At 62.4% G+C, this 25520-nt stretch carries 25 protein-coding genes; 14 read left to right on the forward strand and 11 right to left on the reverse strand.

Annotation, left to right across the window (positions count from 1 at the left end):
- Nucleotides 1-72 precede the first annotated feature (72 nt).
- From ACLGGT_RS02195 to ACLGGT_RS02210, 4 genes are read right to left on the reverse strand one after another with little or no spacing between them, the layout of a single operon-like run.
- Entirely contained in the window at nucleotides 73-1569 is a 1497-nt protein-coding gene (locus ACLGGT_RS02195) for a phosphomannomutase/phosphoglucomutase (protein WP_008280746.1), read from the reverse strand.
- Between the two features lie 16 nt (nucleotides 1570-1585).
- Nucleotides 1586-2419 (reverse strand): 3-deoxy-8-phosphooctulonate synthase, encoded by an 834-nt coding sequence (gene kdsA, locus ACLGGT_RS02200; RefSeq protein ID WP_008280747.1) that lies wholly within the window; start codon nucleotides 2417-2419, stop codon nucleotides 1586-1588.
- A gap of 1 nt (nucleotide 2420) precedes the next feature.
- A complete protein-coding gene (locus ACLGGT_RS02205) occupies nucleotides 2421-4058 on the reverse strand; it encodes a capsule biosynthesis protein (protein ID WP_437194942.1) in 1638 nt (545 codons plus the stop codon).
- Nucleotides 4036-4695: an ABC transporter ATP-binding protein gene (locus tag ACLGGT_RS02210; protein ID WP_008280749.1), complete on the reverse strand. Its 660-nt coding sequence runs from the start codon at nucleotides 4693-4695 to the stop codon at nucleotides 4036-4038. The genes ACLGGT_RS02205 and ACLGGT_RS02210 overlap by 23 nt, the downstream gene beginning before the upstream one ends.
- A gap of 277 nt (nucleotides 4696-4972) precedes the next feature.
- Here ACLGGT_RS02210 and ACLGGT_RS02215 point away from each other — a divergent pair, with 277 nt between their 5' ends.
- The 11 genes from ACLGGT_RS02215 to ACLGGT_RS02265 all read left to right on the forward strand — a co-directional run bounded on the left by ACLGGT_RS02215 (nucleotide 4973) and on the right by ACLGGT_RS02265 (nucleotide 13314).
- Nucleotides 4973-5452 carry a UPF0262 family protein gene (locus ACLGGT_RS02215; protein ID WP_008280750.1) on the forward strand — a complete coding sequence of 160 codons (480 nt, stop codon included), beginning with the start codon at nucleotides 4973-4975 and terminating at the stop codon, nucleotides 5450-5452.
- A 3-nt stretch (nucleotides 5453-5455) separates the two neighbouring features.
- The gene (locus tag ACLGGT_RS02220; RefSeq protein WP_008280751.1) at nucleotides 5456-5917 is read left to right on the forward strand and encodes a low molecular weight phosphatase family protein; all 462 of its coding nucleotides are present in this window, start codon (nucleotides 5456-5458) and stop codon (nucleotides 5915-5917) included.
- The gene (locus tag ACLGGT_RS02225; protein WP_008280752.1) at nucleotides 5914-6309 is read left to right on the forward strand and encodes a ketosteroid isomerase-related protein; all 396 of its coding nucleotides are present in this window, start codon (nucleotides 5914-5916) and stop codon (nucleotides 6307-6309) included. The genes ACLGGT_RS02220 and ACLGGT_RS02225 overlap by 4 nt, the downstream gene beginning before the upstream one ends.
- Nucleotides 6306-6890, forward strand: a complete 585-nt coding sequence (locus ACLGGT_RS02230; protein ID WP_437194944.1) for an N-acetyltransferase family protein — start codon at nucleotides 6306-6308, stop codon at nucleotides 6888-6890. Before ACLGGT_RS02225 ends, ACLGGT_RS02230 begins: the two co-directional genes overlap by 4 nt.
- Before the next feature lie 129 nt (nucleotides 6891-7019).
- Entirely contained in the window at nucleotides 7020-7961 is a 942-nt protein-coding gene (locus ACLGGT_RS02235) for a lipid A-modifier LpxR family protein (RefSeq protein WP_008280754.1), read from the forward strand.
- Between the two features lie 101 nt (nucleotides 7962-8062).
- Nucleotides 8063-9127 (forward strand): Hint domain-containing protein, encoded by a 1065-nt coding sequence (locus ACLGGT_RS02240; protein ID WP_422000202.1) that lies wholly within the window; start codon nucleotides 8063-8065, stop codon nucleotides 9125-9127.
- 145 nt (nucleotides 9128-9272) lie between these two features.
- On the forward strand, nucleotides 9273-9803 hold the full coding sequence (locus ACLGGT_RS02245) for a peroxiredoxin (protein ID WP_081506774.1): 531 nt from the start codon (nucleotides 9273-9275) through the stop codon (nucleotides 9801-9803).
- A gap of 166 nt (nucleotides 9804-9969) precedes the next feature.
- Complete coding sequence (gene rpsD, locus ACLGGT_RS02250; RefSeq protein WP_437194945.1) at nucleotides 9970-10590, forward strand: 30S ribosomal protein S4; 621 nt, start codon at nucleotides 9970-9972, stop codon at nucleotides 10588-10590.
- A 116-nt stretch (nucleotides 10591-10706) separates the two neighbouring features.
- A complete protein-coding gene (hisC, locus tag ACLGGT_RS02255) occupies nucleotides 10707-11789 on the forward strand; it encodes a histidinol-phosphate transaminase (protein WP_081506775.1) in 1083 nt (360 codons plus the stop codon).
- Nucleotides 11789-12706, forward strand: coding sequence for a prephenate/arogenate dehydrogenase family protein (locus ACLGGT_RS02260; RefSeq protein ID WP_437194946.1), 918 nt, complete (start codon nucleotides 11789-11791; stop codon nucleotides 12704-12706). The genes hisC and ACLGGT_RS02260 overlap by 1 nt, the downstream gene beginning before the upstream one ends.
- Nucleotides 12703-13314, forward strand: coding sequence for an extensin-like domain-containing protein (locus ACLGGT_RS02265; protein WP_437194947.1), 612 nt, complete (start codon nucleotides 12703-12705; stop codon nucleotides 13312-13314). The genes ACLGGT_RS02260 and ACLGGT_RS02265 overlap by 4 nt, the downstream gene beginning before the upstream one ends.
- 3 nt (nucleotides 13315-13317) lie before the next feature.
- On the opposite strand, the gene ACLGGT_RS02270 is transcribed toward ACLGGT_RS02265, so the two are convergent.
- The 7 genes from ACLGGT_RS02270 to ACLGGT_RS02300 form a co-directional block, all read right to left on the reverse strand.
- Entirely contained in the window at nucleotides 13318-14079 is a 762-nt protein-coding gene (locus ACLGGT_RS02270) for an SDR family oxidoreductase (protein WP_437194948.1), read from the reverse strand.
- Complete coding sequence (locus ACLGGT_RS02275) at nucleotides 14076-15653, reverse strand: GMC oxidoreductase (protein WP_437194949.1); 1578 nt, start codon at nucleotides 15651-15653, stop codon at nucleotides 14076-14078. The genes ACLGGT_RS02270 and ACLGGT_RS02275 overlap by 4 nt, the downstream gene beginning before the upstream one ends.
- Entirely contained in the window at nucleotides 15650-17647 is a 1998-nt protein-coding gene (locus ACLGGT_RS02280) for an acyltransferase family protein (protein ID WP_437194950.1), read from the reverse strand. Before ACLGGT_RS02280 ends, ACLGGT_RS02275 begins: the two co-directional genes overlap by 4 nt.
- Complete coding sequence (locus tag ACLGGT_RS02285) at nucleotides 17644-18933, reverse strand: glycosyltransferase family 4 protein (RefSeq protein ID WP_437194951.1); 1290 nt, start codon at nucleotides 18931-18933, stop codon at nucleotides 17644-17646. Before ACLGGT_RS02285 ends, ACLGGT_RS02280 begins: the two co-directional genes overlap by 4 nt.
- 10 nt (nucleotides 18934-18943) lie before the next feature.
- Nucleotides 18944-20338, reverse strand: coding sequence for a hypothetical protein (locus tag ACLGGT_RS02290; RefSeq protein ID WP_437194952.1), 1395 nt, complete (start codon nucleotides 20336-20338; stop codon nucleotides 18944-18946).
- 223 nt (nucleotides 20339-20561) lie between these two features.
- Nucleotides 20562-21251, reverse strand: a complete 690-nt coding sequence (locus tag ACLGGT_RS02295) for a sugar transferase (protein WP_008280766.1) — start codon at nucleotides 21249-21251, stop codon at nucleotides 20562-20564.
- A gap of 878 nt (nucleotides 21252-22129) precedes the next feature.
- Nucleotides 22130-22996, reverse strand: a complete 867-nt coding sequence (locus ACLGGT_RS02300; protein WP_008279017.1) for a branched-chain amino acid aminotransferase — start codon at nucleotides 22994-22996, stop codon at nucleotides 22130-22132.
- A 165-nt stretch (nucleotides 22997-23161) separates the two neighbouring features.
- Between ACLGGT_RS02300 and ACLGGT_RS02305 the strand changes: the two genes are divergently transcribed.
- The 3 genes from ACLGGT_RS02305 (at nucleotide 23162) to ACLGGT_RS02315 (ending at nucleotide 25445) form a co-directional block, all read left to right on the forward strand.
- A complete protein-coding gene (locus ACLGGT_RS02305) occupies nucleotides 23162-23659 on the forward strand; it encodes a MarR family winged helix-turn-helix transcriptional regulator (protein ID WP_008279018.1) in 498 nt (165 codons plus the stop codon).
- The gene (locus ACLGGT_RS02310; RefSeq protein ID WP_008279019.1) at nucleotides 23656-24357 is read left to right on the forward strand and encodes a response regulator; all 702 of its coding nucleotides are present in this window, start codon (nucleotides 23656-23658) and stop codon (nucleotides 24355-24357) included. Before ACLGGT_RS02305 ends, ACLGGT_RS02310 begins: the two co-directional genes overlap by 4 nt.
- A 518-nt stretch (nucleotides 24358-24875) precedes the next feature.
- Nucleotides 24876-25445, forward strand: a complete 570-nt coding sequence (locus ACLGGT_RS02315; protein ID WP_437194953.1) for a hypothetical protein — start codon at nucleotides 24876-24878, stop codon at nucleotides 25443-25445.
- Nucleotides 25446-25520 lie beyond the last annotated feature (75 nt).

Genomic DNA, 25520 nt, shown 5'->3' on the forward strand with positions numbered 1-25520 from the left:
GGGGGCGCTGCCCCCGTCCCGGATAAAATCCGGGACTCCCCCGAGGTATTTCGGGCCAGATGAACCCCGGTTTTAGATCGTCTGATCGTAGTCGCCCACGCCGGGCTCGGTGCGGATGACGGCATCAAGATCGGCGAAGATGGCGCGCATTTCGGCGTCGCTCACGCTGCTTTCGCAGACGACAACAAGGTTGGGCGTGTTGGAGGAGGCGCGCACGAGGCCCCAAGAGCCGTTATCGAGAATGACGCGGGCGCCATTGACGGTCACGACCTCTTTGATGGTGCGCCCGGCGAGCGGTTCGCCTGCGGCATGACGCGCGACAAGGCGCGCGACGATGCGATCCAGCACAGCGTATTTCTCGGTATCGGCGCAATAGGGCGACATGGTCGGGGTCGAGTAGGTCACGGGCAGCGCGCGGCGCAGGTCGGACATCGACATATCTGGGTTGCGGTCCATCAGTTTACAAATCTCGACGGCGACGCGCATGCCGCAATCGTAGCCGCGCCCGATGGGTTCGGCGAGAAAGTAGTGACCGGATTTCTCAAAGCCTGCGAGCGCGCCCAATTGCTTGACCCGGCGTTTCATATGGCTATGGCCGGTTTTCCAGTAATCGGCGGTGACGCCGTTTTTGATGAGTTCAGGGTCAGACGCAAAAAGGCCGGTGGATTTCACATCGGCCACGAAAGTGGCGTTGGGGTAAATCTTGGACAGGTCGCGCGCCATGATGACGCCCACCTTGTCGGCAAAGATTTCCTCGCCCTCGTCATCCACAACGCCGCAGCGGTCGCCGTCGCCATCAAAGCCAAGCGCGAAATCGGCCCCCGTGGCGCGCACGGTTTCGGCCATGTCATGCAGCATTTCCATGGCTTCGGGATTGGGATTGTAATGCGGAAAGGTGTAATCGAGCGTGTTGTGGGAGGGGATCACCTCGACCCCCAAGCGTTCGAACAATTCAGGCGCGAAGGCGGAGGCGGTGCCGTTGCCGGTGGCGCAGACGACGCGGAGTTTGCGGGTCATGCGGAAATCACCCACGAGATCATCAAGATAGGCCTCGCGCACGCCGGGGACAAAGGCGTATGCGCCGCCGGGGCGCGGCTCGCCGCGACCCTCAAGCACGATATCGCGCAGTTCGGCCATTTCATCCGGGCCATGGGTTAGCGGGCGGTCAAAGCCCATCTTGACCCCGGTCCAGCCGTTTGGATTGTGCGAGGCGGTGACCATGGCGACGGCGGGCACATCGAGGTGGAATTGCGCAAAATAGGCCATGGGCGAAAGGCAGGGGCCGATATCCTTGACCTGAATTCCGGCCTGCATAAGGCCAAGGATCAGCGCGTTCTTGATCGAAAGCGAGTAGTCACGATAGTCATTGCCAACCGCGATCACCGGCGCGATGCCGCGCGCGTGCATTTGCGTGCCAAGACCGAGACCAAGCGCGGTAATGCCCGGCAGATTGATCTGGTCGGGATATTTCCAACGCGCGTCATATTCGCGAAAGCCGGTAGGGGCGATCATCGGGTCGCGCAGAAATTCCCACGTGTTCGGCGTGACGGTTGGCAAGGGTTTGGTCATGAAAGCACTTTGTCGGTCAGAGGTGGATCGGATTGGCCTTGGCCAGACGGTCGAACTGCATCAGCGTGTCGATGAGGGCTGACATTTGCGTGAGCGGGATCATGTTGGGCCCATCAGAGGGCGCGTTATCCGGGTCTTCATGGGTTTCGATGAACACGCAGGCCACGCCCAAGGCGACCGCCGCGCGGGCCATGACGGGGGCGAATTCGCGCTGCCCGCCGCTGCTGCCGCCGCGCCCGCCGGGCTGTTGCACCGAATGGGTGGCATCCATCACCACCGGATAGCCGGTTGCGGCCATCTGCGGCAGGCTGCGCATATCGGCGACAAGGGTGTTGTAGCCAAAAGACGTGCCGCGTTCGGTCAGCAGGATGCGGGTGTTGCCGGTGCTTTCGATCTTGGAGATGACATTGGGCATGTCCCAAGGGGCGAGAAACTGGCCCTTTTTCACATTGATCACCGCGCCGGTTTCGCCCGCTGCGATCAAAAGATCGGTCTGGCGGCAGAGAAAGGCGGGGATTTGCAACACATCGGCCACCTCGGCCACCGGCGCGCATTGGTCGGCGGTGTGGATATCGGTCAGCACCGGCAGGCCAAGCGTATCCTTGACCGATTGCAGCACTTTGAGCCCTTCATCGACCCCAAGACCGCGCTTGCCCGAGAGCGAGGTGCGGTTCGCCTTGTCAAAGCTGCCCTTGAAGATCAGCCCAGCGCCGTGGGCGGCGCAGGCCTCTTGCAGGGTGCCCGCGATCATCTGGGCGTGATCGGCGGATTCGAGCTGGCAAGGCCCGGCGATGAGGGTCAGGGGGCGGTCATTGCCGATGGCCCACCCGTTGAGGTCGATATGTTTCATATCAGGAAGACACCTGTTCACGCAGAATGGACGCTGTAAGCGAGATGAGCAGGTAGATACCAGAAAAGATCAGGAAGGCCAGTATCGTATTCTCAAAGGCGCGCGGATAGGAGGAATCTTGCGATGCGAGGGGCCGCACGCTGACTGTCAGATAGCGAACCTGCTTGTTGGCCTCGATCTCGGATTGGCGTTTCGCCTCGAGTGCGGATTGCAGCACGAGATCGGCGGTGGCGAGGTCGGCCTGTGCCATCTGAATGGCGGCAGTTTTGGAGGCGAGCGAGCTTTCGCCAGCCGTGGCCTCGGTCAGGCGGCTTTTCTGGCGGGCAAGTTCGGCGCTGAGAATCTCGATCTCGCTCTGGAGTGCCTCGACGCGCGCGGGATTGGGGCGGGCGTTGTTGAGCTGAATATTAAGCGCCAGTTCCTTTTCCTGAAGCTGGAGTTCGACAGTGTTCACAAGGCTGCGGATGCTGGCAATCTCGCCCTCGGGATCAAGGATGCTGCCCTCTTGCAGGGCCACCAGCATTTGCTGGGCGGCGCGGCGGTCGGCCTTGGCCTGCTCGAGGCTGTCTGCGGCGGTGCTGACCGCATCGTCGCGTTTCTGGCGGCTGAGGTCATCTACGCGCTCTTCGGCATATTTGATGAGGCGTTCGGAAAAGGTGGCGCTGAGGGCAGGATCGGCGGTCGAGACCTCCATCCGGATGACGCCTTCGGTCGGGTCGTAGCCGAGTTTCACGTATTTGCGGTAGAGCTTATAAGCGGTTTCGTGGCTGGCATCGGGATCGAGCCGCTGGAGCGGGTCGATCGATGGATCGCTGAAATGCGCGCGAAAGCCGAGTTCCTCGTCAAGGCGCAGCATCGCGTCTTTGGATTCCAGATATTCTTGGGTTGCGATGGCATCCTGACCCGTGGCGAATTGGCTGGGGATAAGGCCACCAAGACCACCGCCCGTGCTGCTGCCGCCATCCGCCGAGAGGATCAGAAAGGCGGATTTGGTCGCATACATCGGCGTGGCGATCACGTAGAAATAATAGCCAACCACGATGGTTGGCAGCAGAACAAAGGCCGCAAGGCGCGAGAAGAGCAACAAAAGGCGACGGCGGCGGCGGCGGCCAATATCGCGCTGAATCTCTTGAATTTCCTTGGCGCGGCGGTCGGCCGGGCTGACCTCGGTCGAGGGGAGGGTTTGGCGCGCGACGGGCACGGTTTGCGGCAATTGCACCCGGCCTTCGGGCGGGGGTGTGGCCGCAGAGGTGCGAGCCGTGGGCGGCGGCGGTGGCGGGGTGGTGCCCCCATCGCTGGCCACAAGTTCGAGGATATTGGCGCGCTGGAACGGGTCGATGCCGCGCGCGCGCAAGAGCCGCACGGCGTCAAAATCCGATGTCGGGGCAAGCCCGTATTTTTGCGCCAGACGCCGGGCCATGCGCAATTCGCGCCCGGTCAGACCCTCGCGGCGGATATCGTCGATATTCTGGCTGGTCGCGGTTTCGCGCGCCGAAGATACCAGCCCCTCTTGCAGGGGTGGGGGTGTCTCTGCGGCGGGTGCCGCAGGGGCTGCGTCAGCGGAGGTGGCGACGCGCGGCGCGAGGGGATCGACAGTCCGGCGGATGCGGAATTTTCTAGCCTTGGGTTTCGTAGTCATAAAGCTCTTTTGCCTCTTCCAAGGTGTCGAACATATACAGTTTACCGCCCATCAGCACTGCGGCGGAACGGGCGAATTTCTCCAACACCTTGGGATCATGCGAGACGATGATCACGGTGGTGGTGCGCAGGCGTTCCTGAAGGATATCGCCAGCTTTTCGGTTGAACTCGACATCGGTCGAGCCGGGCATGCCCTCGTCGATCAGATAGATATCGAAATCGAGGGCCAGCATGAGCGCGAAGCTGAACCGCGCGCGCATGCCCGAAGAATAAGTGCCGAGCGGTTGGTCGAAATATTCGCCCAAGCCACAGAGCCAGCGGCAATACGCCTCGATGTAATCAGGATCGAGACCGTAGAGCCGCGCGATATAGCGCGAGTTATCCAGCGCCGAGAGGCGATTGATAACGCCGCCCATGAAGCCCAGAGGAAAGGAGATGCGGCAGCCACGACGGATCACACCCTCGTCTGGTTTTTCCAGCCCAGCCATCATGTTGATCAGCGTCGTCTTGCCGGTGCCATTGGGCGCGAGGATCCCAAGGCTATGGCCAAGCTCAACGCGGAACGACACCCGGTCGAGGATGACTTTGCGCTGTGTGCCTGTCCAAAAGGACTTGCTGACGTTCTCAAACTCGAGCATTCAATCGCCCCGGTAAACCTGCTCTCCCCGACTATAACGGGATAGTCTTAAGGTCGGCTTAGCCTGCTTTTTATTATTATTGCCGATCTGGGAACAATTTGCCACGGCAACAAGGCAAGATTGTGATCAAATGCCAAGATTTCATGGCAATTTCCGGACAGGCGTGGCGAGTGGGTGACGCCGCGCGCATCAAGCGACGGGTCAAGAGGTCTCGGAGATTGCCCCAGCCGCCGCGCTGCGCTAGGGACGAAACCAGGACGCAGCACGAGTAAGACCCATGAGCCGGATTTGCCATATCGAGTTGGACGATGCCAACCTTCCGCCGCCCACGCCCGAAATCGAGCAGGAGCGTAAGGTGGCAATGTATGACCTTATTGAGGAAAACAGTTTTGCGCTGCCCATGCGCGAAGACCGGGCTGTGCCCGAGGGGCCCTATCGACTGGGGCTGGCGATCCGCGAGAAGCGGCTGGTGTTTGACATCCGCACTGACACGGACGAACCCGCAGCCGAGTTTCATCTGTCGCTGAGCCCGTTTCGGCAAGTGGTCAAGGATTACTGGGCCATCTGCGAAAGCTATTTCGACGCGGTCAAGAACATGCCCCCCAGCCAGATCGAAACGATCGACATGGCCCGGCGCGGGATTCACAACGAGGGCGCGCGGGTGTTGGCCGAACGCTTGGAGGGCAAGGCCGAGATCGACAACGACACCGCGCGGCGCCTGTTTACGCTGATCTGCGTGCTGCATTTCGGGGGCTGACGAATGCACGAACCGCTGCCGCAGTCGGTGCTGTTCTGTTGCGATCACAACGCTGTCCGCTCGCCCATGGCCGAGGGGATCATGAAAAAGTTCTATGGCTCTGAGACCTATGTGCAATCGGTCGGCGTCAAGAATGACATGGAGATCGACGGGTTCAGTATCGCTGTCTGCCGCGAGATGGGGGTGGAGCTAGAGCGGCACCGCAGCCGCAGTTTTGATCAGATGGAGCAATGGGGCGACGATCTATCGTCGTTTGACCTGATTGTGGCACTTAGCCCGGCCAGCCAGCGGCGGGCGCTGGAACTGACACGTTTTTTTCATCTCGATGTCGTTTATTGGCCGATCATGGACCCGACCGGCCTTGCACAGACGCGCGAGGCGCGGTTGGATAGCTATCGTCAGACCCGAGACCAAATCATCGGGCATTTGCAAGACCGTTGGGGACCCCCCCGGGAGGATTTATGAACGAGACCGTCAAAGCCTATTTCGATGCCTTCAACCGGGGCGATGTGCCCGCGATGCTGGCCTGTCTGAGCGATGATGTGCGCCATCATGTGAACGAGGGGCAGGTGCGGACGGGCAAGGACCTGTTTCGTGACTTTTGCGACCATATGAGCCGGTGTTACCGCGAAGAGTTGACCGATATGGTGATCTTTGACGCCAAGGGCGGCACACGGGCGGCGGCGGAATTCGTGGTCAATGGCACCTATCTGGAAACCGATGCGGGCCTGCCAGAGGCACACGGCCAGACCTATATCCTGCCCGCCGGGTCGTTTTTCACGCTCAAGGATGGGCTGATCACCCGCGTCGTGACCTATTACAACCTTGCAGATTGGGTGAAACAGGTTTCGGCATGATCCGGGTCACGCGGCTGACGGGGGCGGCGCTGAGTGAGGCGCTGCCGGATGTGGCGCGCCTGCGGATCGAAGTGTTTCGCGCCTACCCCTATCTCTATGACGGCGATGCCGCCTATGAAGAGCGGTATTTGCAGGTTTACCGCGACAGTGCCGATGCCATTCTGGTGGGGGCCTATGAGGGCGACCGGCTGATTGGTGCCGCCACGGGCGCGCCGATGGAAGATCATGCAGGCGATTTCGGCGCGGCCTTTGCCGAGAGCGGCATCGCCTTGGAGCGGATCTTTTACTGCGCCGAAAGCGTGCTGCTGCCCAGCTATCGCGGGCAGGGCATTGGCCATCGGTTTTTCGATCTGCGAGAGGCGCAGGCGCGAGAGTTGGGGCGCGAATATGCGGCGTTCTGTTCGGTTGTGCGGCCCAAGGATCATCCGGCGCGGCCCGAGGGATATCAGCCGCTTGACGCTTTTTGGCGCAAACGGGGCTATGCCCCGCTGTCAGGAGCGGTGGCGCAATTCAACTGGCGGGAGATCGGTGCAAAGAGCGAGCGCGCGCATGATCTGCAAGTCTGGATGCGCGCGCTCTGAGCCCGCCGCATCTGCGGCCATGGGATTTGCGCCACGCTTGGCGGAAAAAGCGAAAGTTTCGCTGGTCATTCCACGGATTGCTTTGCTACTCAGAACGTGCCGGGGGGCGCAGAATGGGGAACGTGACGGATGACACGGATTTTCACCATCGCCCTTGGCGTGAGCCTGAGTGCGATACTGAGCCTGACGGCCCTGACCACAAGTGCCGCGGCGCAATCCGAGGGGCGTCAACGTCTGGGCTATGGCCTGCTGTTCACCAATGACGTTCTGGGCGACACGGATGATCGTTGGCGCACGGGCTCGATCACGTCGAGCCGGGTTTGGGGGCCGACATGGCAGGGCCAAGCGCCTTCGGGCATCGGACAGCTGCTGGAATTCCGGTTTCACGGCGAGGTCATCGCACCCGAAAACCTGAGCCGCCCCGCCGCGCTGGATCGGCCCTATGTGGGCGCGCTTGGCTTTGGCCTGCATACGCATTTTCAGAAAGCACAGGTGGATTACGCGCTTGGGGCGGATCTGATCGTGACCGGGCCGCAGACGCAGCTTGATGATTTTCAAGACTTTTTGCACGGCTTTCTGGGCGGGCGCGACGTTGGCAACCGGGTTAGGCGCAATCAGATCGACGATGGGATCCGCCCTTCGGGTGTGTTTGAGGCGAGCCGTGAGTTCGAGCTTGGGTTCGCGCGGTTGCGCCCCTTTGCCGAGGCGCGGCTTGGGGTTGAGGATCTGATCCGGGCCGGGGCCGACATCACCTTTGGTGACATTGGGCGCGGCGAATTGCTGGTGCGGGATGCCGTGACCGGCCATCGTTACCGCGTGGTGCGGACCGAACAGGCGGGCACGGCGTTTCTTTTGGGCGCGGATATCGCCTATGTCGATGACAGTGATTACCTGCCCGCGCGCAGCGGTGTTACCCTGACCGAGGATCGCACCCGCGTACGGGCGGGCATCCATTGGGAAAACCACAACGGCGCGTCGCTATTCTATGGCATGACATGGCTGAGCGAGGAATTCGACGAGCAGCGCGAAGGCCAATTTCTGGGCGCTGTGCAGTTCCGGCTTCGGTTCTGACAAAAATGCAATCAAGGGCTTTTCAGACTGATTCGCCTTTGCTACCTTAACGATAATAATAAGCGATAAAAAAAGAAACGAAGAGGCAGGCAGTCAGGGTTATGGGGACGGGCTTTCGAGGCACGTTCGTCATTTCCTGGTCGCAAACAGAACTGGATGGGATGTCGACTGCACCGGTGCAGTCGCTTTCGGTAGGACAAACATGGTCCTGGCGGGGCGATGCGGTGCGGGTCGACGGGCCAAATCAACTGTTGCGCTTGGAAGGGGCGAATGGGGAAACCGTGAACCGCAAACGTGCGGCACGGATGGTGCGGCGTCTGGTGGGCGCGGCGATGAACAACACGCGCGAACTGATCCCGGCGGAGATGGAAGAACCGCTGATGGATCTGGGCTTTGTCGTTACCGACGGCACGCGCAGTTACACGGTCACGATCATCGAAGTGGGCCGCGAGGCGGCACCGCTTTTGATGTTTCATGACGAGATTCCGCCGCGAGGGCGCGAGATGTGGATCGTGCATCACTCGCTTGAGGGGATGCGCGGGGCATCTACCGGACCGGCAAGCGGGGGGGTGATCTGTTTCACCCCCGGCACGCGGATCGAGACGCCCGAGGGCCCGCGTCTTGTCGAGGAGTTGCGCGAGGGCGACCACGTGCAGACCCGCGACAATGGGGCCGAGGAAATCCAATGGATCGGCAGTCGCCGGATGAGCGGCGCGCGGCTTTTTGCCATGCCCAAGCTGCGCCCGATCCGGTTGCGGGCCGGCGCGCTTGGGATTGGGCGGCCGGATGCCGAATTGCTGGTCAGCCCCGAGCACCGGATGCTGGTGCGGGGCGATGTGGCGCGCGCGCTTTTCAACACGCCCGAGGTGCTGGTGATGGCACGGGACCTGATCAACAATGACACGGTGGCGGTCGATCTGGCATCGCGCGAGGTGACCTATATCCACCTGCTTTTGCCCCGCCATCAGATCATCTGGGCCAATGGCGTGGAAACCGAGAGCTTTCATCCCGCGAGCACGGCGCTGTCGACCTTGGATGAAGGTGACCGCGCCCGGCTATTGGCGATCAATCCCAATCTCGAATATGAGCCCAACCATTATGGCGGCTATGCCCGGCGCTGTCTGAGCGGATCGGAGGCGGCGATCCTTGCGCATGAGGCGGCCTGAGGGGCGGGGGCGCTGCCCCCGGACCCCCGAGGTATTTTTGGCCAGACGAACGCGCAGGCGCAGCTTTGGCTGCGTTCCGACCTTTACCCCGGGCATGGGTGGTTTATGACGGGCAATAGCTCAAGCCTGAACCGGAGATCCCGACGTGACCCCCAAAACTGTCCCTGATGTCATCTTTCACACCCGCGTGCGCAATCCGGCGCTGGAGGGCGACAACCCGTTTGAATGGAAGGATGTGAGCACTGCCGATATTTTTGCAGGCAAGCGTGTGGTTGTCTTTGGCTTGCCCGGCGCGTTCACGCCCGCCTGTTCCGAAAGCCACCTGCCCGGCTATGAGCGGCTCTATGACGATTTTCTGGCCGCAGGGATTGACCGGGTGATCTGCACTGCGGTCAACGATGCCTTTGTCATGTTTCAATGGGGCAAGGCGCAGGGGATCGAAAAGACCATGATGCTGCCGGATGGCAATGGCGATTTCGCCGCAGGCCTTGGCATGTTGGTCGATCGCTCGCGGCAAGGGATGGGCAAGCGCAGCTGGCGCTATTCCATGCTGGTGGAGGATGGCAGCATCACCGCGCTTTTTGCCGAGCCGGGGTTGCAGGACAACCCGGCGGGCGTACCGGTCAAGCTGTCGGATGCCGAGACATTGCTGGCGCATATCCGGCAGGCGGGGTGAGGCGGGCTTTGGACGCGCAAGACCCCTGTTGACACCCGCTGGGGCGCCTGTATAAGCGCGGCTTCATTGGTGTTGGTGGACCCTGCAAGGGGAGACCTGTCGGCTGACCGGAACGTGCCGGGACGCAGAGGACAACGCCCTTCGATTCAAGTGAAGGAGATCAGCCGTGACCAAACGCACGTCTGCCAAGTACAAAATTGACCGCCGGATGGGTGAAAACATCTGGGGCCGTCCGAAATCCCCCGTCAACAAGCGTGAATATGGCCCCGGCCAGCACGGTCAGCGCCGCAAGGCAAAGATTTCTGACTTTGGCCTGCAGCTGCGCGCCAAGCAGAAACTGAAGGGCTATTACGGCGACCTGACCGAAAAGCAGTTCCGTCGCATCTATGCCGAGGCCGAGCGTCTTAAGGGCGACACCGGCGAGAACCTGATCGGCCTTCTGGAGCGTCGTCTGGATGCCGTGGTTTACCGCGCCAAATTCGTTGTGACCATGTTTGCTGCACGCCAGTTCGTGAACCATGGCCATGTCACCGTGAATGGCCAGCGGGTCAACATCCCCTCCTACCGTGTGAAAGAGGGCGATGTGATCGAGGTTCGCGACCGTTCCAAGCAGATGACTGTTCTGCTTGAGGCCGTGCAACTGGCCGAGCGCGATGTGCCCGATTACGTCGAGGCGGATCATTCCAAGATGAAGGCCACCTTTGTCCGTCAGCCCGGCCTGTCGGATGTGCCTTATCCGGTGATGATGGAACCGAACCTCGTGATCGAATTCTACGCGCAGAACTAAGCGTTCTGAAATTCAGCGAAGAGGCCGCGACGGGGAACCGCCGCGGCCTTTTTCTTTTGGTGCTGGTCAAGCCGGGGCACCAAAGCTAGAACCTCTGACGACAGACGGGGAATGACATGACCAAGATCACGCCGCAGCCGGGCATCATGGAAATCGCGCTTTACAAGAGCGGGGAGGCCGTGATCGCGGGCAAATCCGAGACGCTGAAACTCTCGGCCAATGAGAGCCCCTATGGGGCCTCGGACAAGGCCAAGGCGGCCTTTGCCCGCTCTGCCGCGACGTTGCACCGCTATCCCGGCACCGACCATGCCGACTTGCGCGCCGCGATTGCCGAGGTGCATGGGCTGGACCCCGCGCGCGTGATCTGTGGCGTGGGATCGGATGAGGTGTTGCAATTCGTGGCCCAAGCCTATGCCGGGGCGGGCGACGAGGTGATCCATACCGAGCACGGCTTTGCCATGTATCCCATTCTGGCGCATGCGGTTGGTGCCACGCCGGTCTGTGTGGCCGAGCGGGACCGTGTGGTGGATGTGGACGCGATCCTGAGCGCCTGCACGGCGCGGACGCGGATTGTCTTTATCGCCAATCCCGGCAATCCCACGGGCACGATCCTGCCCGAGGCGGAGTTGGCGCGGTTGGCAGAGGGCCTGCCCGAGAGCGCCATTCTGGTGCTGGACGGGGCCTATACCGAGTTTGCCGATGGGTATGACGGTGGTGTGGCCCTTGTTGAGGCGCGCGAGAATGTCATCATGACGCGCACCTTTTCCAAGGCCTATGGTCTGGGCGGGCTGCGGATCGGTTGGGGCTATGCGCAGGGGGCGATGATCGAAGTGCTGAACCGTATCCGGCAGCCCTTTAACCTGTCGCCCACGCAATTGGCCACCGCAGAGGCGGCGATGCGCGATCAGGAGTGGTTGACCAAAGTGGTCAGCGACACCGCGCGCAATCGCGCATGGTTGACCGAGGCGCTGCGAGAAACCGGCGTCGAGGTGGACGAGAGCCATGCCAATTTCGTATTGGCGCGCTTTGGGTCCGAGGACGAGGCGGCGGCCTGTGATGCGGCCTTGCGCGCCGATGGGATCATCGTGCGCCGGGTGGGCGGCTATGGCTTTCCCAATGGGTTGCGGATCACGGTAGGCGAGGAATCCGCCTGTCGCCGAGTGGCGCATGTCATTGGCCTGTTCAAGGGGGTTCGCTGATGGCGCATATCTATGACCGGGTGGCGCTGATCGGTCTGGGGCTGATTGCATCGTCGATGGCGCATGCGATGCGCCGCGCGGGCGTTGTGGGCGAGATCACCGGCTATGCGCGCTCTGACCAGACGCGGGAGGTGGCGCGCGAAATCGGGCTGTGTGATCGCGTCTGCGAGAGCGCGGCAGAGGCGGCGACGGGTGCCGATCTGGTGGTGCTTTGCGTGCCGGTGGGCGCGATGGGGGCGGTGGCCGCTGACATCGCGGGGGCGCTCAAGCCCGGTGCCACGGTCAGCGATGTGGGATCGGTGAAGAAGGCGGTGATCGAGGCGGTCGCGCCCCATATCCCGGCGGGCGTGCATTTCGTGCCTGCGCATCCCTTGGCAGGGACCGAGCATTCGGGGCCGCGCGCGGGCTTTGCCGAGCTGTTCGAGAATCGCTGGTGCCTGATTGTGCCGCAGGCGGGCAGTGACCGGGCGGCGGTGGAGCGGCTGGAGGCGTTCTGGCAGGCGCTTGGATCGAACACCGATGAGATGGACGCCGAGCATCACGATCTGGTTCTGGCTGTGACAAGCCATGCGCCGCATCTGATTGCCTATACGATGGTCGGCGTGGCCGACGATTTGCGCCGCGTGACGGACAGTGAAGTAATCAAGTATTCCGCTGCCGGTTTTCGGGATTTCACCCGGATTGCCGCCTCTGATCCGACCATGTGGCGCGATGTATTTCTCAACAACAAGGAGGCGACATTGGAAATTCTGGGCCGCTTTACCGAGGAGTTGTTTGCGCTGCAACGCGCCATTCGCATTGGCGACGGGGCGCATCTGCACGCCTATTTCACCCGCACCCGCGCCATTCGGCGGGGCATCATCGAAGCCGGGCAGGACACCGCCGCGCCGGATTTTGGCCGGGTCAAGAAGGCATGAGGCGGGCGGTTCTGGGCATGGCGATGGGGCTCAGCCTGATCGCCTCGGGTTGCGGGCGCAGCGACAATGATGAGGTCAGCCGGGGCGGCGGGCTTTGTGGTGATCCGGGGCTGATCGGGTCTGTCTCGGGGTTCAAGTCTCACGAAGTGAATGGCTGTGGCATCGAGCGCGCGGTGCGGCTTGAATCTGTGCATGGCGTGCGGCTGAGCCAAGCGGCGACGCTGGATTGCCCGACGGCGCGGGCGTTGGGAAAATGGGTGGACCGGAGCGCCAAGCCGGCGGTCGGGCGCATGGGCGGCGGTTTGACGGGGCTACAGGTGCCCGCGCATTACGTCTGCCGCACGCGCAATAGCCAGCCCGGCGCACGCATCTCCGAACATGGGCGCGGCAAGGCCATCGACGTATCGGCGTTGCTGCTCAAGGATGGCACGGAAATTTCGGTGTTGCGGGATTGGAATAGCGGACATAAGGGCCGCATTCTCAAGCGCGTGCATGGCGAGGCCTGCGGAACATTCGGCACGGTGCTGGGGCCGAATTCGGATCGGCACCATCTGGACCATCTCCATTTCGACACGGCCAAACATGGCAACGGGCCCTATTGCCGGTAACAGTCAGGCGGGGATCACGCGTGTGGTGCGGCGGCGCAACAAGAGCGCATCCTTGATCCGGCCTTTGAGACCCCGCGGCGGCAATATCTCGCGATCCTGTTCGAACACTGCGCCATTGAGCGTGGGGTCATACCAGAGCGCAAGCGCGGCCCCCCAGCGCGCCGCCTGCGCCGGATCAAGACCATGGGGCACGCCCATGCGGGTGGCGAGCATGCCGGGCATCCAGTCGGTCAGGACAATCCCCGGAAAGCGGTCGGCAAGATCCGCCACAAGCGCGCGCGTCAGGATGCGCCCAGCCCCTTTGGACACCGCATAGGCCGAGGAGGCGGGCAAAGGCCACAGATCGGCAAAGGTCGAGACGTTGAGGATGCGGCCAAAGCCGGTCTCGACCATGCTGTCCAAAGCAAGCCGGGTAGAGGCGACGGTGCCGCCCAGATTGATCGCCATGGTTTGCGCGAAACTCTCGGGAGTTTCATCCAGAAAATCACGGCGCGGATAGATGGCGGCGTTATTGATCAGCAATGTCACCGGCGCGATTTGGATGATCTGGGCAAAGGCCGCGCGCAGCGCCTGCGGGTCTGCGACATCGGCGATGAGGGGCGTGATCCGACCGCTTGGGTCCATCGCGGCGGTCTCGGCAATCCCCTCGGGCGCGCGGCCAAGGGCCACGACGCGCTGACCGCGTGCCGCGAGTTCGAGCGCCAGAGCGCGCCCTAGCCCGCCGCCTGCGCCGGTGACAACCGCCATGCCATCCGAGAGCCTCATATCTCTGCCTTTCTGCGCTGCGCGATCCCCTCGGCCACGCGCAGCGCGTTGGCAGCGATGGTCAGGCTTGGGTTGACCCCCATAGACGAGGGCATGAAGGACGCATCCACGACATAGAGATTGTCCACCCCATGCGCGCGGCACTCGGGGTCAAGAACGCTGGTCGCGGGATCGGTGCCATAGCGCAGCGTGCCGCAGGGATGACCAAAGTTCAACTCTGGCGTATGGGTGAGAAAGAGCCGCCGATGCCCGCGCAGCCCCGCGCGCAGGGCGCGACGAAAGGCGCGGCGGCGGCTGAGCAATTCGGGGTGAAGCGTATAGCTGATGTCGATGGCATCGGGGGCCCTGTGGTCATAGGTAACGCGGTTCTCGGGGTATCCCAGATCCTCCATCAGCCCGACAAAGACCTGCGCCCGCCCCAGGATGCGCGCAGCAAGCGCCGCAGGCAGGCGGGTGAAATGGCGCAAGGGGCGGATTTGGCGTAGCGCGGAGCGGTCGAACATGCCGTTTAAAGTATGCACAATCTCGCCATAGCCCGCCGCGATGCCCATGGCCTGCACCGTTCCAAAGCGCTGCCCGTCGCGGTGGTAGAAGTCGCGGAGCGAGATCGTCTTGGTCGGGCCGGATTGAGGCGTGCCGCGCGGCGGCCAGAGGGCAAAAATCTCGTTGAGGTGGAACATGAGGTTGCGGCCCACGAGGCCCGAGCCATTGGCGCAGCCGTCGGGCCAGTGCTCGGAGGCGGAGGCCAGAAGCAAGCGGGGCGAGCCAAGCGCACCTGCGGCCAACACGATCCGGGGCGCGGAGAGCGTGAAGGTTTCGCCGTCGCGTGTGACCTCGATATGGGTGACGGTGTGGGCCGTGCCGCAGAGGCGGCGCACGGTGCAACGATCGAGGAGGGCCGCGTTGCCAGTGGCAAGGGCCGGTTCCACCCCAGCAGAGCGGCCATCCATCTTGCAGGGTTTGGGGCATTTGACGCCCAGACACTCATGGCAATCGGTCAGGTGGCGGATCGCGGAATGGAGGCGGTAGGGATGCAGCCCCGCCGATTGCAGGCTGCGCATGAGCGCGGCATCCGTGGCAGAGAAGAGCGGCGGGCGGTGCAGGGGCGTGACCGGTTCCGGCGAGAGCGGATCGGGATCGCCGCAGATATGCAGCAGGGTTTCAGCCTCGGCATACCAATCACGCATCGCGTCAAAGCCGCCGGGCCAACCGCCGGTGGGGTGCGGGCGCGTCTCTGTCGCCTCTAGATCATGGCGCTCGGGGCGTTCCAGCGTGGCGGCGTAGAAGACCGAGGACCCGCCCACCCCGGCCCCGATGGGACCGAAGAATTCTGATGCGCGGCCATTGATCTGTGCGCGGATGGGCCCCGGCCAATAGCCGCGCAATTGGCGGGCGGTGGGATCGAAGATTTCGGGATTGAGCCCCTGACGTTCGGATCGGTGGCCTTGGGGCCCCTTTTCGACGAAAAGCACCTTGAGGCCGCGTTCGGCAAGCCTGCGCCCGATCAGGCCGCCACCCATGCCGGTGCCGATAACGATCACGTCCCATTTGCCCTCTCGGATCGCGGCGGTCATTGCGGGGCCTCGAAAACGGGGGCGAACAGATCGCTGAGCGCGATGGCGGCGCGGTTGGTGAGGTGGTTGTTGTCGAAATAGAACGCTTGGCCCGCCTGCATCACGCCGCAGGTGCGGGCATCGCAGAGGCGCTGCCACGGGTCAATGAGGATGATCGCGCCAGACTGCGCCAAGGCCATCAGCGGGGCCTCGGCATGCGCGGCGCGCGCAAGGGCCGTGGCGCGGGGCACGGTGAGGCGGGTCGTGTCATCGGGGCTCATGCGGCCATGCACGAGCGCGCGGGCCACGGCGCGGGAATCGTACTCTGGCACCTCGGGCGGTTGGCGCAGGATGTGGATTTGGGGAAACTGCGGGGCGAGTTCAGCAAGGGTCCGGGTGAGGGCGGCATTGAAAAGCGTGTGTTGCGGGCCTTGGGGCAAGAGGCTGCCCGGTTCGGGCGTGAGGGTGATGCGGTTGTGGGCGTCCAGCCCGACGCCCTGCCCTTCGGCGTAATAGGACCAGCGGCCTATCAGAAGCAGGGTGTGCAAGCTCTCAATTTGGGCCAACCCGCTGCGGATGATCTGATTGGCGCGGGTGCAGGCGGCATCCTGCGCCGGGGTGGCGGCGGTTTCCGTCTTGGCCACGTCAAAGAGCGGCGGGCAGCCCGCGTGCCACAGGATCAGCGCGGGGCGGTTGGCGGCGAAGGCGGCGGCCTCTAGCCCCTCTTTCATGGCGCGCAGGTGGCTATCGCCCCAGATCAGCACTTGCGGTGGCCCATCGGGGCCGATGGGGCAGGTTTCAACGCCCGCGAGCGGGCCAGTGGCGGGGATGGTGCAGCGCGACCAGTCCTGATTGAAATCACCAGAGGCGGCGATATGCGTGCGCAATTCGGGGGCAAAGCGGGTGGGCAATCCATCACCGCGCCAAAGGAGCAGGCCCACTGCCAAGAGAGTCAGCGACGCAAGCGCCGTGCCCGAGACAAGCGCGCGGGTGCCACCCTGTGTCTGGCGCACGGGGCGTTCAACATAGCGCCACGAGAGGATGGAAAGGGCAAAGGCGAGCGAAAGCCAAAAGGCCGCTTCGATCGGGCCGGAGTAGCCATCGCGCCAATAGGACGAGAGAACGAAAACCGGCCAATGCCAGAGATAGAGCGAATAGGAGATGAGGCCGATGAAAACCGGCGCAGGGTGCATCAGCGCGCGGTTGACGGGGTTGGTATCGCGGCCATTCCCGAGGATGAGCAGCGTGCCTGCCACGGGCAAGAGCGCTTGCCAGCCGGGAAAGCCCTCGGCCCGGATCAGGGTAATGCTGGCGAGGATCATCGCCAGACCGGCCCAGGAAAGCGCGGGGTGAAGGGCGAAACGCCAGCCTCGTTCTTGGCCCGCGATGGCCAGCAAGACGCCCGCCAGCAATTCCCACGCGCGGAAGGGAAAGAGGTAAAACGCCGCCGTGGGCGAGCGCGGCGTGAGCCAGAGGCAAGCGGCGAGCGAGAGCGCGGCGAGGACCGCAAGGATCAACGGCAGGGTGGGCCGCCAGCGGGCGAGGGCCAATAGAAGGAACGGCAGAACGATGTAGAACTGTTCCTCAACCGCCAGCGACCATGTGTGCAACAGCGGCTTTTCCTCGGACGCGCTGTCGAAATAGCCCGCTTCGCGGTAGAAATGGATGTTGGAGAGATAGACGGTGGCGGCGATGAGGGACTTGCCGAATTCACGGTATTCGAACGGCAAAAGAATGAGCCAGCCAATCACCAATGTGGCCGCCGCCATGGCGAAATAGGCGGGGGCCAAGCGGCGCAGGCGGCGCAGGTAAAAGCGGGCAAGGCGGATGCGGCCCGTTTCCCTCAGGTCCGACCAGAGGATGCCGCCGATCAGAAAGCCAGAGATGACAAAGAAGATATCGACCCCGACAAAGCCGCCGGGGATGCCCGGCATCCCGAAGTGATAGAGCACGACCGACAGCACCGCGATGGCGCGCAACCCGTCGATTTCGGGGCGATAGGCGGCGGCGCTCATGCGGCAAAGACCTCGGGCAATGGGGATTTGGCCAGCAGGGCATCATAGATGGCGCGCACTTGGCCGGCCTTGGCGGCCCAAGTGGCCTGTTCCAGTACCCAAGCGCGGCCCGCCTGCCCCATAGCGGCGAGGGCGGCGCGGTCTTGGGAGAGGTTTTGCAGGGCCGCGGCAAAGCCTGCGATGATCTCGGCCCGGCTGCCTAAGGGCACCTTGACCCCGCGCGATGCGGTGACCAATTCGCCGGGGCCTGCGTAATCGACGATCAGGGGCGGCACGGCCAGGGCCATCGCCTCAAGCACCACGCCGCCGCCGAATTCGCGGATCGAGGGAAAGGCGAAGAGATGACAGGTGGCCAGCACGTCCTGCACATGGGCATGTTCGAGCCAGCCGTGAAAGGTGATGTGCGCGGCCACGCCCAAGGCGTCGGCCTGCGCGCACAAGGCGGGCATCATGGGCCCGTCACCCACCAGATCAAGATGCAGGCGCCCCGCGCGCAGCAGGGGGGCTGCAGCCTCGATCAACATATCGGGGCCTTTGTAGGGCACCAGCCGCCCAACGAAAGCCGCGCGCAGGGGACCATCGGGTGCCGGTGTGGCAATGCGGGAAAAGCGGGCCGGGTCGATGGCGTTTTCGGGCAGATAGACGGTTTTGGCGCGGGCAAAGCCGGGCAATTCGCCCATCGTGTGGCGTGAGCCTGCGAGGATCGCAGCGCTATGGCGCAGGGTCGCGGTGCGGCCCGGCAGCGCCTTGTAGGCGCTGCGCAGATAGCTGAGGTATTCACGTTCGCGCCGCCGCTCGGCATCAAAGCCTGCGGGCCATGGCACGCCGCCATTGAGCGGCCCAAGGACGAAGGGCACGCCCGCGCGGGCGCATTTGGCAGAAAGGGACGAGGAAATCGTCGGGCTGAGGGGGGTGATGCGGTGGACGATGTCATAGCGCCCGGCGCGGATCGCCTCGCCGAACTGTCGCCAGACCAGATGCTCGAACCATGGATAGCTGAGGGCGTTGATCAGTTGCAGCGTGGTCCAGCCCTTGCCCTGCCCCATGCGCAACCGCTCGCCCAAGGCCCAGAGCGGGCGCGCGAGCGCTTCGGAGTCGATGGAGGTGAAATCCACGCCTTCGGTCAGCCCCGCGCGCAAAAACGCATCACGGTTGCGGATTTGGGTGACGATATGCACCTCGGCCACCTCGCGCAGGGCGGTGGCCAGTGACCAGCCGACCAGCGGCACGCTGACCCATTCGGGATTGGCGGCCTCGGCGATGGCCAGCACGCGGGGGCGGGTCATGGGGCCTGTCTCACATGATCGGGCGCCAGCCCAGAGGGCGGCGGCGGGATGTCTCGGGGCGCTGATGGCGCGCGGCCTCGGCCAGCCCAAGCACGGCCCCGGCAAAGAGCCATGTGAGCGGCGTGAGCGTGGCATTGGGCAGCATGTCAATCAGGTTGATCGCCAGCAAAAGCGCGACGGGGCCAATCAGGCGCATATGCGCGGCATCGCCCAGACGGCGGGCATAGACCCAAAGCATCAGGACCGGCAGGGCGACAAGGCCGAATTCGGCCAGATATCCGACCCATCCGAAGATGCCGATCAGGATGATCCAGCGCCCGTCAGTTACGGTTTCGATCACGCCGGTGATGGGATTGAGGATATGGTTGCGCCCCCAGCTGCCCCAGCCAAAAAGCGGCTTGTCCAGAGCGCGCTCCATCAGGATATCCTCGTTATCCAAGCGGAAGCGCAGCGAATTGGCGCGGTCGGGATCGACCTTGGCGGCCTGTTCAAGAATCCAGTCAACCGGGATCAGCCCCGCCCCTTTGAGCACCGGATAGCAAATGGCCACCACCGCCATCACCCCTGCGATGCGGATTTGCATCCGCGTGGGCAGGAAGAGTGCCAGCGGTGCCAAGTAGACGCCATACATGAGCGAGCCCAGTGATTTGCAAAGCACCAGCACAGCCCCAAGGTAGAGCGCCGCCAAAAGATAGAAGATGCGCCGCCGCACATCGGCCTCGCGCGCCAGAGCGATGGCGCAGGTCATGGCCATGACAGTGAAAAAGGCAACCCAGAGACCGTGATACATGAAAACGATGGGGCGGAACCCGCCCGAGCGCATCATCTGTTCGAAACTGTGTTGGAAATAGCCGTAGATCCAGATGTTAAGCTGCGGTGAAAGGCGCACCTCAAGAAGCATCGGCAGGGAATAGATCAGCCCACCCAGCATCAGCGCCATGACCAATTCGCGCAAGCCTTTGGGCGTGGCCAGATGCTGCCGGGCCAAAAGAAACGGCAAGAGCAGGATGGATTGCAAAAGGACAAGGGCCACCATGTCCTTGAGGCCCAGTGCGGGCAGGCCGATGCGCCCGTAGAAGACCGGCTCGCCATTAGTAAGGACCGTGGCGATGGGGCTGAAGATGAAGAGCGCGATGAGGACGCGGGCAGGCAGGCTCTGGGGCAAGAGCGGCGCGCGGGACTTGGCGTGGATGAGGCAAATGACGAACGTGGCAACGCTGGGCAGCGATTCCTTGGTCAGGGGCGGCATGAGCGGGAAATCAAAGGCGGCAGGCGGCGGCGGCAGGAACATATAGGCCCCCAAGAGGGACCAGATCAGCGCGCGCTCAATGGGCCAGCGCCGGAACATCACCAGCGTGATCAGCGGCCAAGCGGCCAGCATCAGATAGGCCAAGGCATTGGGCATGACGCGCCGGGCACCTCTTTGACTGTTTCGCCAGTCTTGCCGCAGGGCGCGGCGCGGCCCGGAAAGGCCGGATGGCAGGGTCAGCCTAAGTGCCAAGACCCCTAAATTTCAACAAATTCAAACCGTCGGATCGGGATTTTGGCCGCAAGGTGCATCAATGTGCCAGTCCGGGGCAGATTGTCCCGTGCGCGAGGATCTCCGCACGGGCCATGGGCGCAAGCGCCTAGCAGCCCGTTCCAGTCAGCACCACGCGGAACGTGCAGAGCATCACCCGCAGATCGGTCCAGAAAGACAGATCCCGCAAGTATTTCCGATCGAATTCCGAGCGTTCGGCAAAGCTGCTCTCGTTCCGCACGGAGATCTGCCAAAAGCCCGTGATACCGGGGCGCAGCGCGTAATAGTCGCGGCCGGGATAGAGCGGCGTTTGGCAGGGCATCATCGGGCGCGGGCCGACGATGGACATATCCCCAATCAGCACGTTCCAAAGCTGCGGCAACTCGTCAAGCGAGCTTTTGCGGATGAGGCGACCGATGCGGGTGATGCGCGGATCATGGCGCAGCTTTTGATGCTCGTCCCATTCCAGCCGGCGCGCAGGATTGGCGGCAAGATAGCTTTCAAGCTGAGCATCGGCGTTCAGCACCATGCTGCGCAGCTTCCACATCCGGAAGATGCGGCCATTCTTGCCAACCCGGTTCTGCGCGTAAAAGGGCGAGGCCCCATCGCGCGCAATCAAGACGCTGAGCACAGCCACGACCAAGATCACGGCCGGAGCCGCAAGCAGGACGATGACGATGTCCAGAACGCGTTTAAAAAAATTTCCGTAGACCTGAATCGATTTCAATCCGACAGCCGGATTTTGAATCAAATTCGCGTCCTCTCGGTGCAAAGGCACCGAAACCGATCGCAAAGACATGGCAGCACTCCCCAGAATCTCGAAACCCCAAAACCGTTTACACATATACTGCCCGGCCCGTTGTCACGGGATGTGCCGGTCGTCTGGCACGTCTCCGCAATTATGTCCGAAAGATGGCGTAACTGTCGCCAGAGTTCGGCAGGCTTAGGCACACGTAATGCGTCACTTTTCGCATATGACTTCGGTCGGGCAACTTACCCCAAGGATACAACCGGCCAATGCCCCCACTGCCTGTCGTTTCCAGATTTACTAAGTATTAAGCTAACTTAAACGTTGATGCACCGTGCCCAGAACCAAGTCAATAACCCCAAAAAAATACAACTTAGGGGTGTTTTACCCTTCCAACACTTCCGTTCAAAAGCGACAGGCCATCCGGCAATAGCCCTTGTTTTGCCGCAATGCGCCTGAGCCAATTTGTCCGTCTGCGACCAGATCACGCCACATTTTCACCACAAACTGTCCCGCCAAATGGTCATCAGATCACCGGTCACATGCGGGGCAGCACGCCGAATTGTATCGCCTCTCGAAACAACCACTCGATACCCGGCGCATTGCCTATGGGATAGGGGGAAAAATAACGTATTGGTTGCCAAGTCCGGGAAGCGACGCAGCGTAATGTTGCGCCTTGGGAAACAGGGCAAGGGCCGGGGCGCAAACCAAGGCGCGCGCGCGCAGCCCCAGCAAGTGCGACGCAGGTTTGCCACAATTCGGACACGTTTAAGGAGAGCTGGACAGTATCCTTTTGCGGGCTAAAACAGCCGCGCGGCGGGAAATTGCGGCGAATCACTCGGCCCGAACGGGGCAAAAACGCTGGAATCCGCATTAAAATGCCGCCCGGCAGGACCGGACGGCGATTGTGGCAGAATTAGGACCTAGGGTCAGGCGCGCACAAGCGCCTCATAGGCCTGAGAAACGTCGCGCGTCATCGCGCCCACTTCAAAGGTGTAATCGCCGATCTGACCCACCGGCGTCACCTCGGCGGCAGAGCCGGTCAGCCAGCACTGTTCAAACCCTTCGAGTTCCTCGGGCATGATATGGCGCTCATGCACCTTGATCTGGCGATCCTTGAGCATACCGATCACGGTCTGGCGCGTGAGACCATTAAGGATGGCATCCGCCAGAGGCGTATGCACTTCGCCATCCTTGACGAAAAAGATATTGGCCCCCGTCGCCTCGGCCACATAGCCGCGATAGTCGAGGAACATGGCATCCGAGCAGCCCTTAGCCTCGGCGGCATGTTTGGACATGGTGCAGATCATATAGAGACCAGCGGCCTTGGCGGCGACGGGAATAGTCTCGGGGCTGGGGCGCTTCCATTTGGCGATGTCGAGCTTGGCGCCCTTCATTTTGGCGTCGCCATAATAGTTGCCCCATTCCCACGCGGTCACGGCCATGCGGATCGGGTTGCGCGCGGCGGCAACGCCCATATCGGGGCCAGCGCCCCGGAACGCGACAACGCGCACATAGGCATCGGTCAGGTTATTGGCCTCGAGCACGGCGCGTTTGGCGGCCTCGATCTCGTCCACCGTATAGGGGATCGCCATATCCATCAGCTCGCCGGATTTCAGCAGGCGTTCGGAATGGGCACGGCTTTTGAAGACTTTGCCGCCATAGCAGCGCTCGCCCTCAAAGACGGAGCTGGCATAATGCAGCGCGTGTGTCAGGATATGCACATTGGCATCCCGCCACTCCACCATTTTGCCATCCATCCAGATTTTGCCGTCCCGATCGTCATAGCCAGACATTTCCGCTTCCTCTTCACCATGTTTGCATTTATTGCGCTGTATATGTCCGCCTCGGACATAATATTGCGCAAAAACTGAGATTCGGTAGCAGTTTGATCTTGGAATGTCAACAAAGCTGACTTAATGTGAAATATGTAGCTCGTAAATTGTGAACGGAGCCTAGGCATGGCCGAAATGCATGGCGGCGAAAACCTGTTGTTTCTAACGGACGAGCAATTGCGGCAGGGTATTGAGGCGATGTTTTTCGCCTATCGTGGGTTCACGGCTGACCCGGATCGTATTCTGGCGACCATGGCCTATGGCCGGGCGCATCACCGGGCCATCCATTTCATCGCCCGCAGCCCCGGCACCACGGTAAATAACCTGCTGGCCATTCTTGGCGTGACCAAGCAATCGCTGAACCGCGTGCTGCGGACCTTGATCGAAGACGGGCTGGTCGAAAGCAGGGTCGGCACCGCAGACAAGCGCGAGCGGCATCTGACGCTGACCGAAGCGGGGGCCGCATTGGAACGCAAGCTGTCGGATGCGCAGCGCGCGCGCATGCGTGCCGCCTATCGCGCGGCGGGGCCACAGGCCGTGGCCGGGTTTCGTCAGGTTCTGGAGGCGATGATGGAGCCAGAATTGCGCCGCCGCTATCACGCCATTCGGGAGAGTGACACATGACCGAGCCCGCCCCCCATCTGCTGATCGTCGATGACGACGAGCGCATTCGCGGCCTCTTGCGCAAATTTTTGATGCGTCACGGTTTCCTGGTCTCGATCGCGCGCGATGCGGGCCACGCGCGGCGGGTGCTGGCGGGGCTGGATTTCGACCTGATCGTGATGGATGTGATGATGCCCGGCGAAAGCGGTGTCGAGTTGACGCGCGCGTTGCGGGCCACCCACAAGACGCCGATCCTGCTGTTGACGGCCAAGGGCGAAACCCCCGACCGGATCGAAGGCTTGGAGGCGGGTGCAGATGATTACCTGCCCAAGCCGTTCGAGCCCAAAGAGCTCTTGCTGCGGATCAATGCAATCCTGCGGCGGATGCCCGAGCCGGAACAAGAGCCGGCGCAACCCAAGGTCGTGCATCTGGGGCCGGTGCGCTATGACATCGAGCGCGCGGAACTAAGCCGGGCAGGCAAGCCTGTGCGCCTGACCGCGACCGAAGTGCAACTGATGCGGATCTTTGCCGAGAACCTGCGCAAGCCGGTCAGCCGCGCCAAGCTGGTCGAGGATCTGGGCCGCGCGGGCGGGCAGGCGCAAGAGCGCGCCGTGGATGTGCAGATCACCCGCCTGCGCCGCAAGATCGAGAGCGACCCCAAGCAGCCGCGCTATCTGCAAACCGTGCGCGGCGAGGGCTATATGCTCGCGTCGGATTAAACGACAGCGCAGACTGGGGGCGCTGCCCCCGCCCCGGACCCTGTCCGGGGCCCCCCCGAGGTATTTCGGGCCAGATGAAGCCGGAACCGCATGGCATTGCCGTATCGCCGCGCGTGACGTTCACCGGCGCAACGACCATGAAATCCGGCAGTTTTGGTGGGAACCAGCGTCAAACCATGATCGATTCGCGCCTAGAGCGAGAATTTTTTAGCGCAAGACTTGTAGACCCTTGCCCCAATACGGGTTGGACGTCGCCCTGACACTGGCGCAATGCCGCTGCTGGATGGGCAACCCGCCGCCGAAATCAGCGCCATTTGGGCCGTTTCAGCCTCGAACAAGAGCCGAAACACGGCGCGCGCAGAAAACTGCCGATCCTCAGGCGAAAACACGTCACCACGGCGCGCCACCCGATTTGCACGATTGCGTGACTGCCCGTACCCCGATGGCGCGATGCCGGAACACATGGGTGATCGTAAGTGCCAATCAGGGCAAATCGGGAGACTGAAATGGACTCACAATTGTATGCTGACGGTATTCGTTTTGTACATATTCTTGCTGTTTGCGCAGGGCTTGGGACGTCGATTCTTGCAGATATCCACGCAGCCAGCCGTTTAAGACAACGGATAGATGACGAGTTTCTTGAGCTGCTGCATCGGTACCACCAGGTGGTCGTGGCCGCGCTTGTCGTGATGTGGGCGAGTGGTCTGGTGATCATCGGGATGAAAACCGGATTTGACGCGGCTCAGATGACGCCAAAGCTGGTGGGGAAAGTCATCACCGTGACGCTGCTCACGATCAATGCGTGGTTCATCGCCGCCAAGATCATGCCGATCTTGAAGAATGCAATCGGCCAGACGATCCTTGATCTGTCACGGCGGCAGCGGTTTGGAATGGGACTGATCGGAGGGATCTCTACCGCCAGTTGGATGCTTGCTCTGGCGATGGGTGTCAGCAAGTTCCTCGCTGCAAGCCCGGCGGAAACCTTTGTCTATCTTATGCCTATAGCCTATGCCGCCTGCGTGCTTGGAGCGCTCTGCGTGCTTGTGACCCCCGGACCATCGGGAGTGAGACAGTATCAGCCTGCCTGATACGTCCAAAAAGGGGCCGTTCATGCGGCCCCTTTGACTCTGCTCTTGTCCTTGCCTGAGACCCCATTCGGGTTT

Origin of the sequence: Roseovarius sp. MS2, assembly GCF_051447875.1 — a bacterium.
In the GTDB taxonomy this organism is placed as follows: domain Bacteria; phylum Pseudomonadota; class Alphaproteobacteria; order Rhodobacterales; family Rhodobacteraceae; genus Roseovarius; species Roseovarius mucosus_A.

Coding starts and splice junctions, on each gene's coding strand:
- ACLGGT_RS02305 (WP_008279018.1), top strand. CDS start 23,162: ATGGCCGAAATGCATGGCGGCGAAAACCTGTTGTTTCTAACGGACGAG.
- ACLGGT_RS02235 (WP_008280754.1), top strand. CDS start 7,020: ATGACACGGATTTTCACCATCGCCCTTGGCGTGAGCCTGAGTGCGATA.
- ACLGGT_RS02300 (WP_008279017.1), bottom strand. CDS start 22,996: ATGTCTGGCTATGACGATCGGGACGGCAAAATCTGGATGGATGGCAAA.
- ACLGGT_RS02295 (WP_008280766.1), bottom strand. CDS start 21,251: ATGTCTTTGCGATCGGTTTCGGTGCCTTTGCACCGAGAGGACGCGAAT.
- ACLGGT_RS02285 (WP_437194951.1), bottom strand. CDS start 18,933: ATGACCCGCCCCCGCGTGCTGGCCATCGCCGAGGCCGCCAATCCCGAA.
- ACLGGT_RS02230 (WP_437194944.1), top strand. CDS start 6,306: ATGATCCGGGTCACGCGGCTGACGGGGGCGGCGCTGAGTGAGGCGCTG.
- ACLGGT_RS02270 (WP_437194948.1), bottom strand. CDS start 14,079: ATGAGGCTCTCGGATGGCATGGCGGTTGTCACCGGCGCAGGCGGCGGG.
- ACLGGT_RS02275 (WP_437194949.1), bottom strand. CDS start 15,653: ATGACCGCCGCGATCCGAGAGGGCAAATGGGACGTGATCGTTATCGGC.
- ACLGGT_RS02195 (WP_008280746.1), bottom strand. CDS start 1,569: ATGACCAAACCCTTGCCAACCGTCACGCCGAACACGTGGGAATTTCTG.
- ACLGGT_RS02240 (WP_422000202.1), top strand. CDS start 8,063: ATGGGGACGGGCTTTCGAGGCACGTTCGTCATTTCCTGGTCGCAAACA.
- kdsA (WP_008280747.1), bottom strand. CDS start 2,419: ATGAAACATATCGACCTCAACGGGTGGGCCATCGGCAATGACCGCCCC.
- ACLGGT_RS02215 (WP_008280750.1), top strand. CDS start 4,973: ATGAGCCGGATTTGCCATATCGAGTTGGACGATGCCAACCTTCCGCCG.
- hisC (WP_081506775.1), top strand. CDS start 10,707: ATGACCAAGATCACGCCGCAGCCGGGCATCATGGAAATCGCGCTTTAC.
- ACLGGT_RS02280 (WP_437194950.1), bottom strand. CDS start 17,647: ATGAGCGCCGCCGCCTATCGCCCCGAAATCGACGGGTTGCGCGCCATC.
- ACLGGT_RS02205 (WP_437194942.1), bottom strand. CDS start 4,058: ATGACTACGAAACCCAAGGCTAGAAAATTCCGCATCCGCCGGACTGTC.
- ACLGGT_RS02220 (WP_008280751.1), top strand. CDS start 5,456: ATGCACGAACCGCTGCCGCAGTCGGTGCTGTTCTGTTGCGATCACAAC.
- ACLGGT_RS02310 (WP_008279019.1), top strand. CDS start 23,656: ATGACCGAGCCCGCCCCCCATCTGCTGATCGTCGATGACGACGAGCGC.
- ACLGGT_RS02260 (WP_437194946.1), top strand. CDS start 11,789: ATGGCGCATATCTATGACCGGGTGGCGCTGATCGGTCTGGGGCTGATT.
- ACLGGT_RS02265 (WP_437194947.1), top strand. CDS start 12,703: ATGAGGCGGGCGGTTCTGGGCATGGCGATGGGGCTCAGCCTGATCGCC.
- ACLGGT_RS02290 (WP_437194952.1), bottom strand. CDS start 20,338: ATGCCCAATGCCTTGGCCTATCTGATGCTGGCCGCTTGGCCGCTGATC.
- ACLGGT_RS02210 (WP_008280749.1), bottom strand. CDS start 4,695: ATGCTCGAGTTTGAGAACGTCAGCAAGTCCTTTTGGACAGGCACACAG.
- ACLGGT_RS02225 (WP_008280752.1), top strand. CDS start 5,914: ATGAACGAGACCGTCAAAGCCTATTTCGATGCCTTCAACCGGGGCGAT.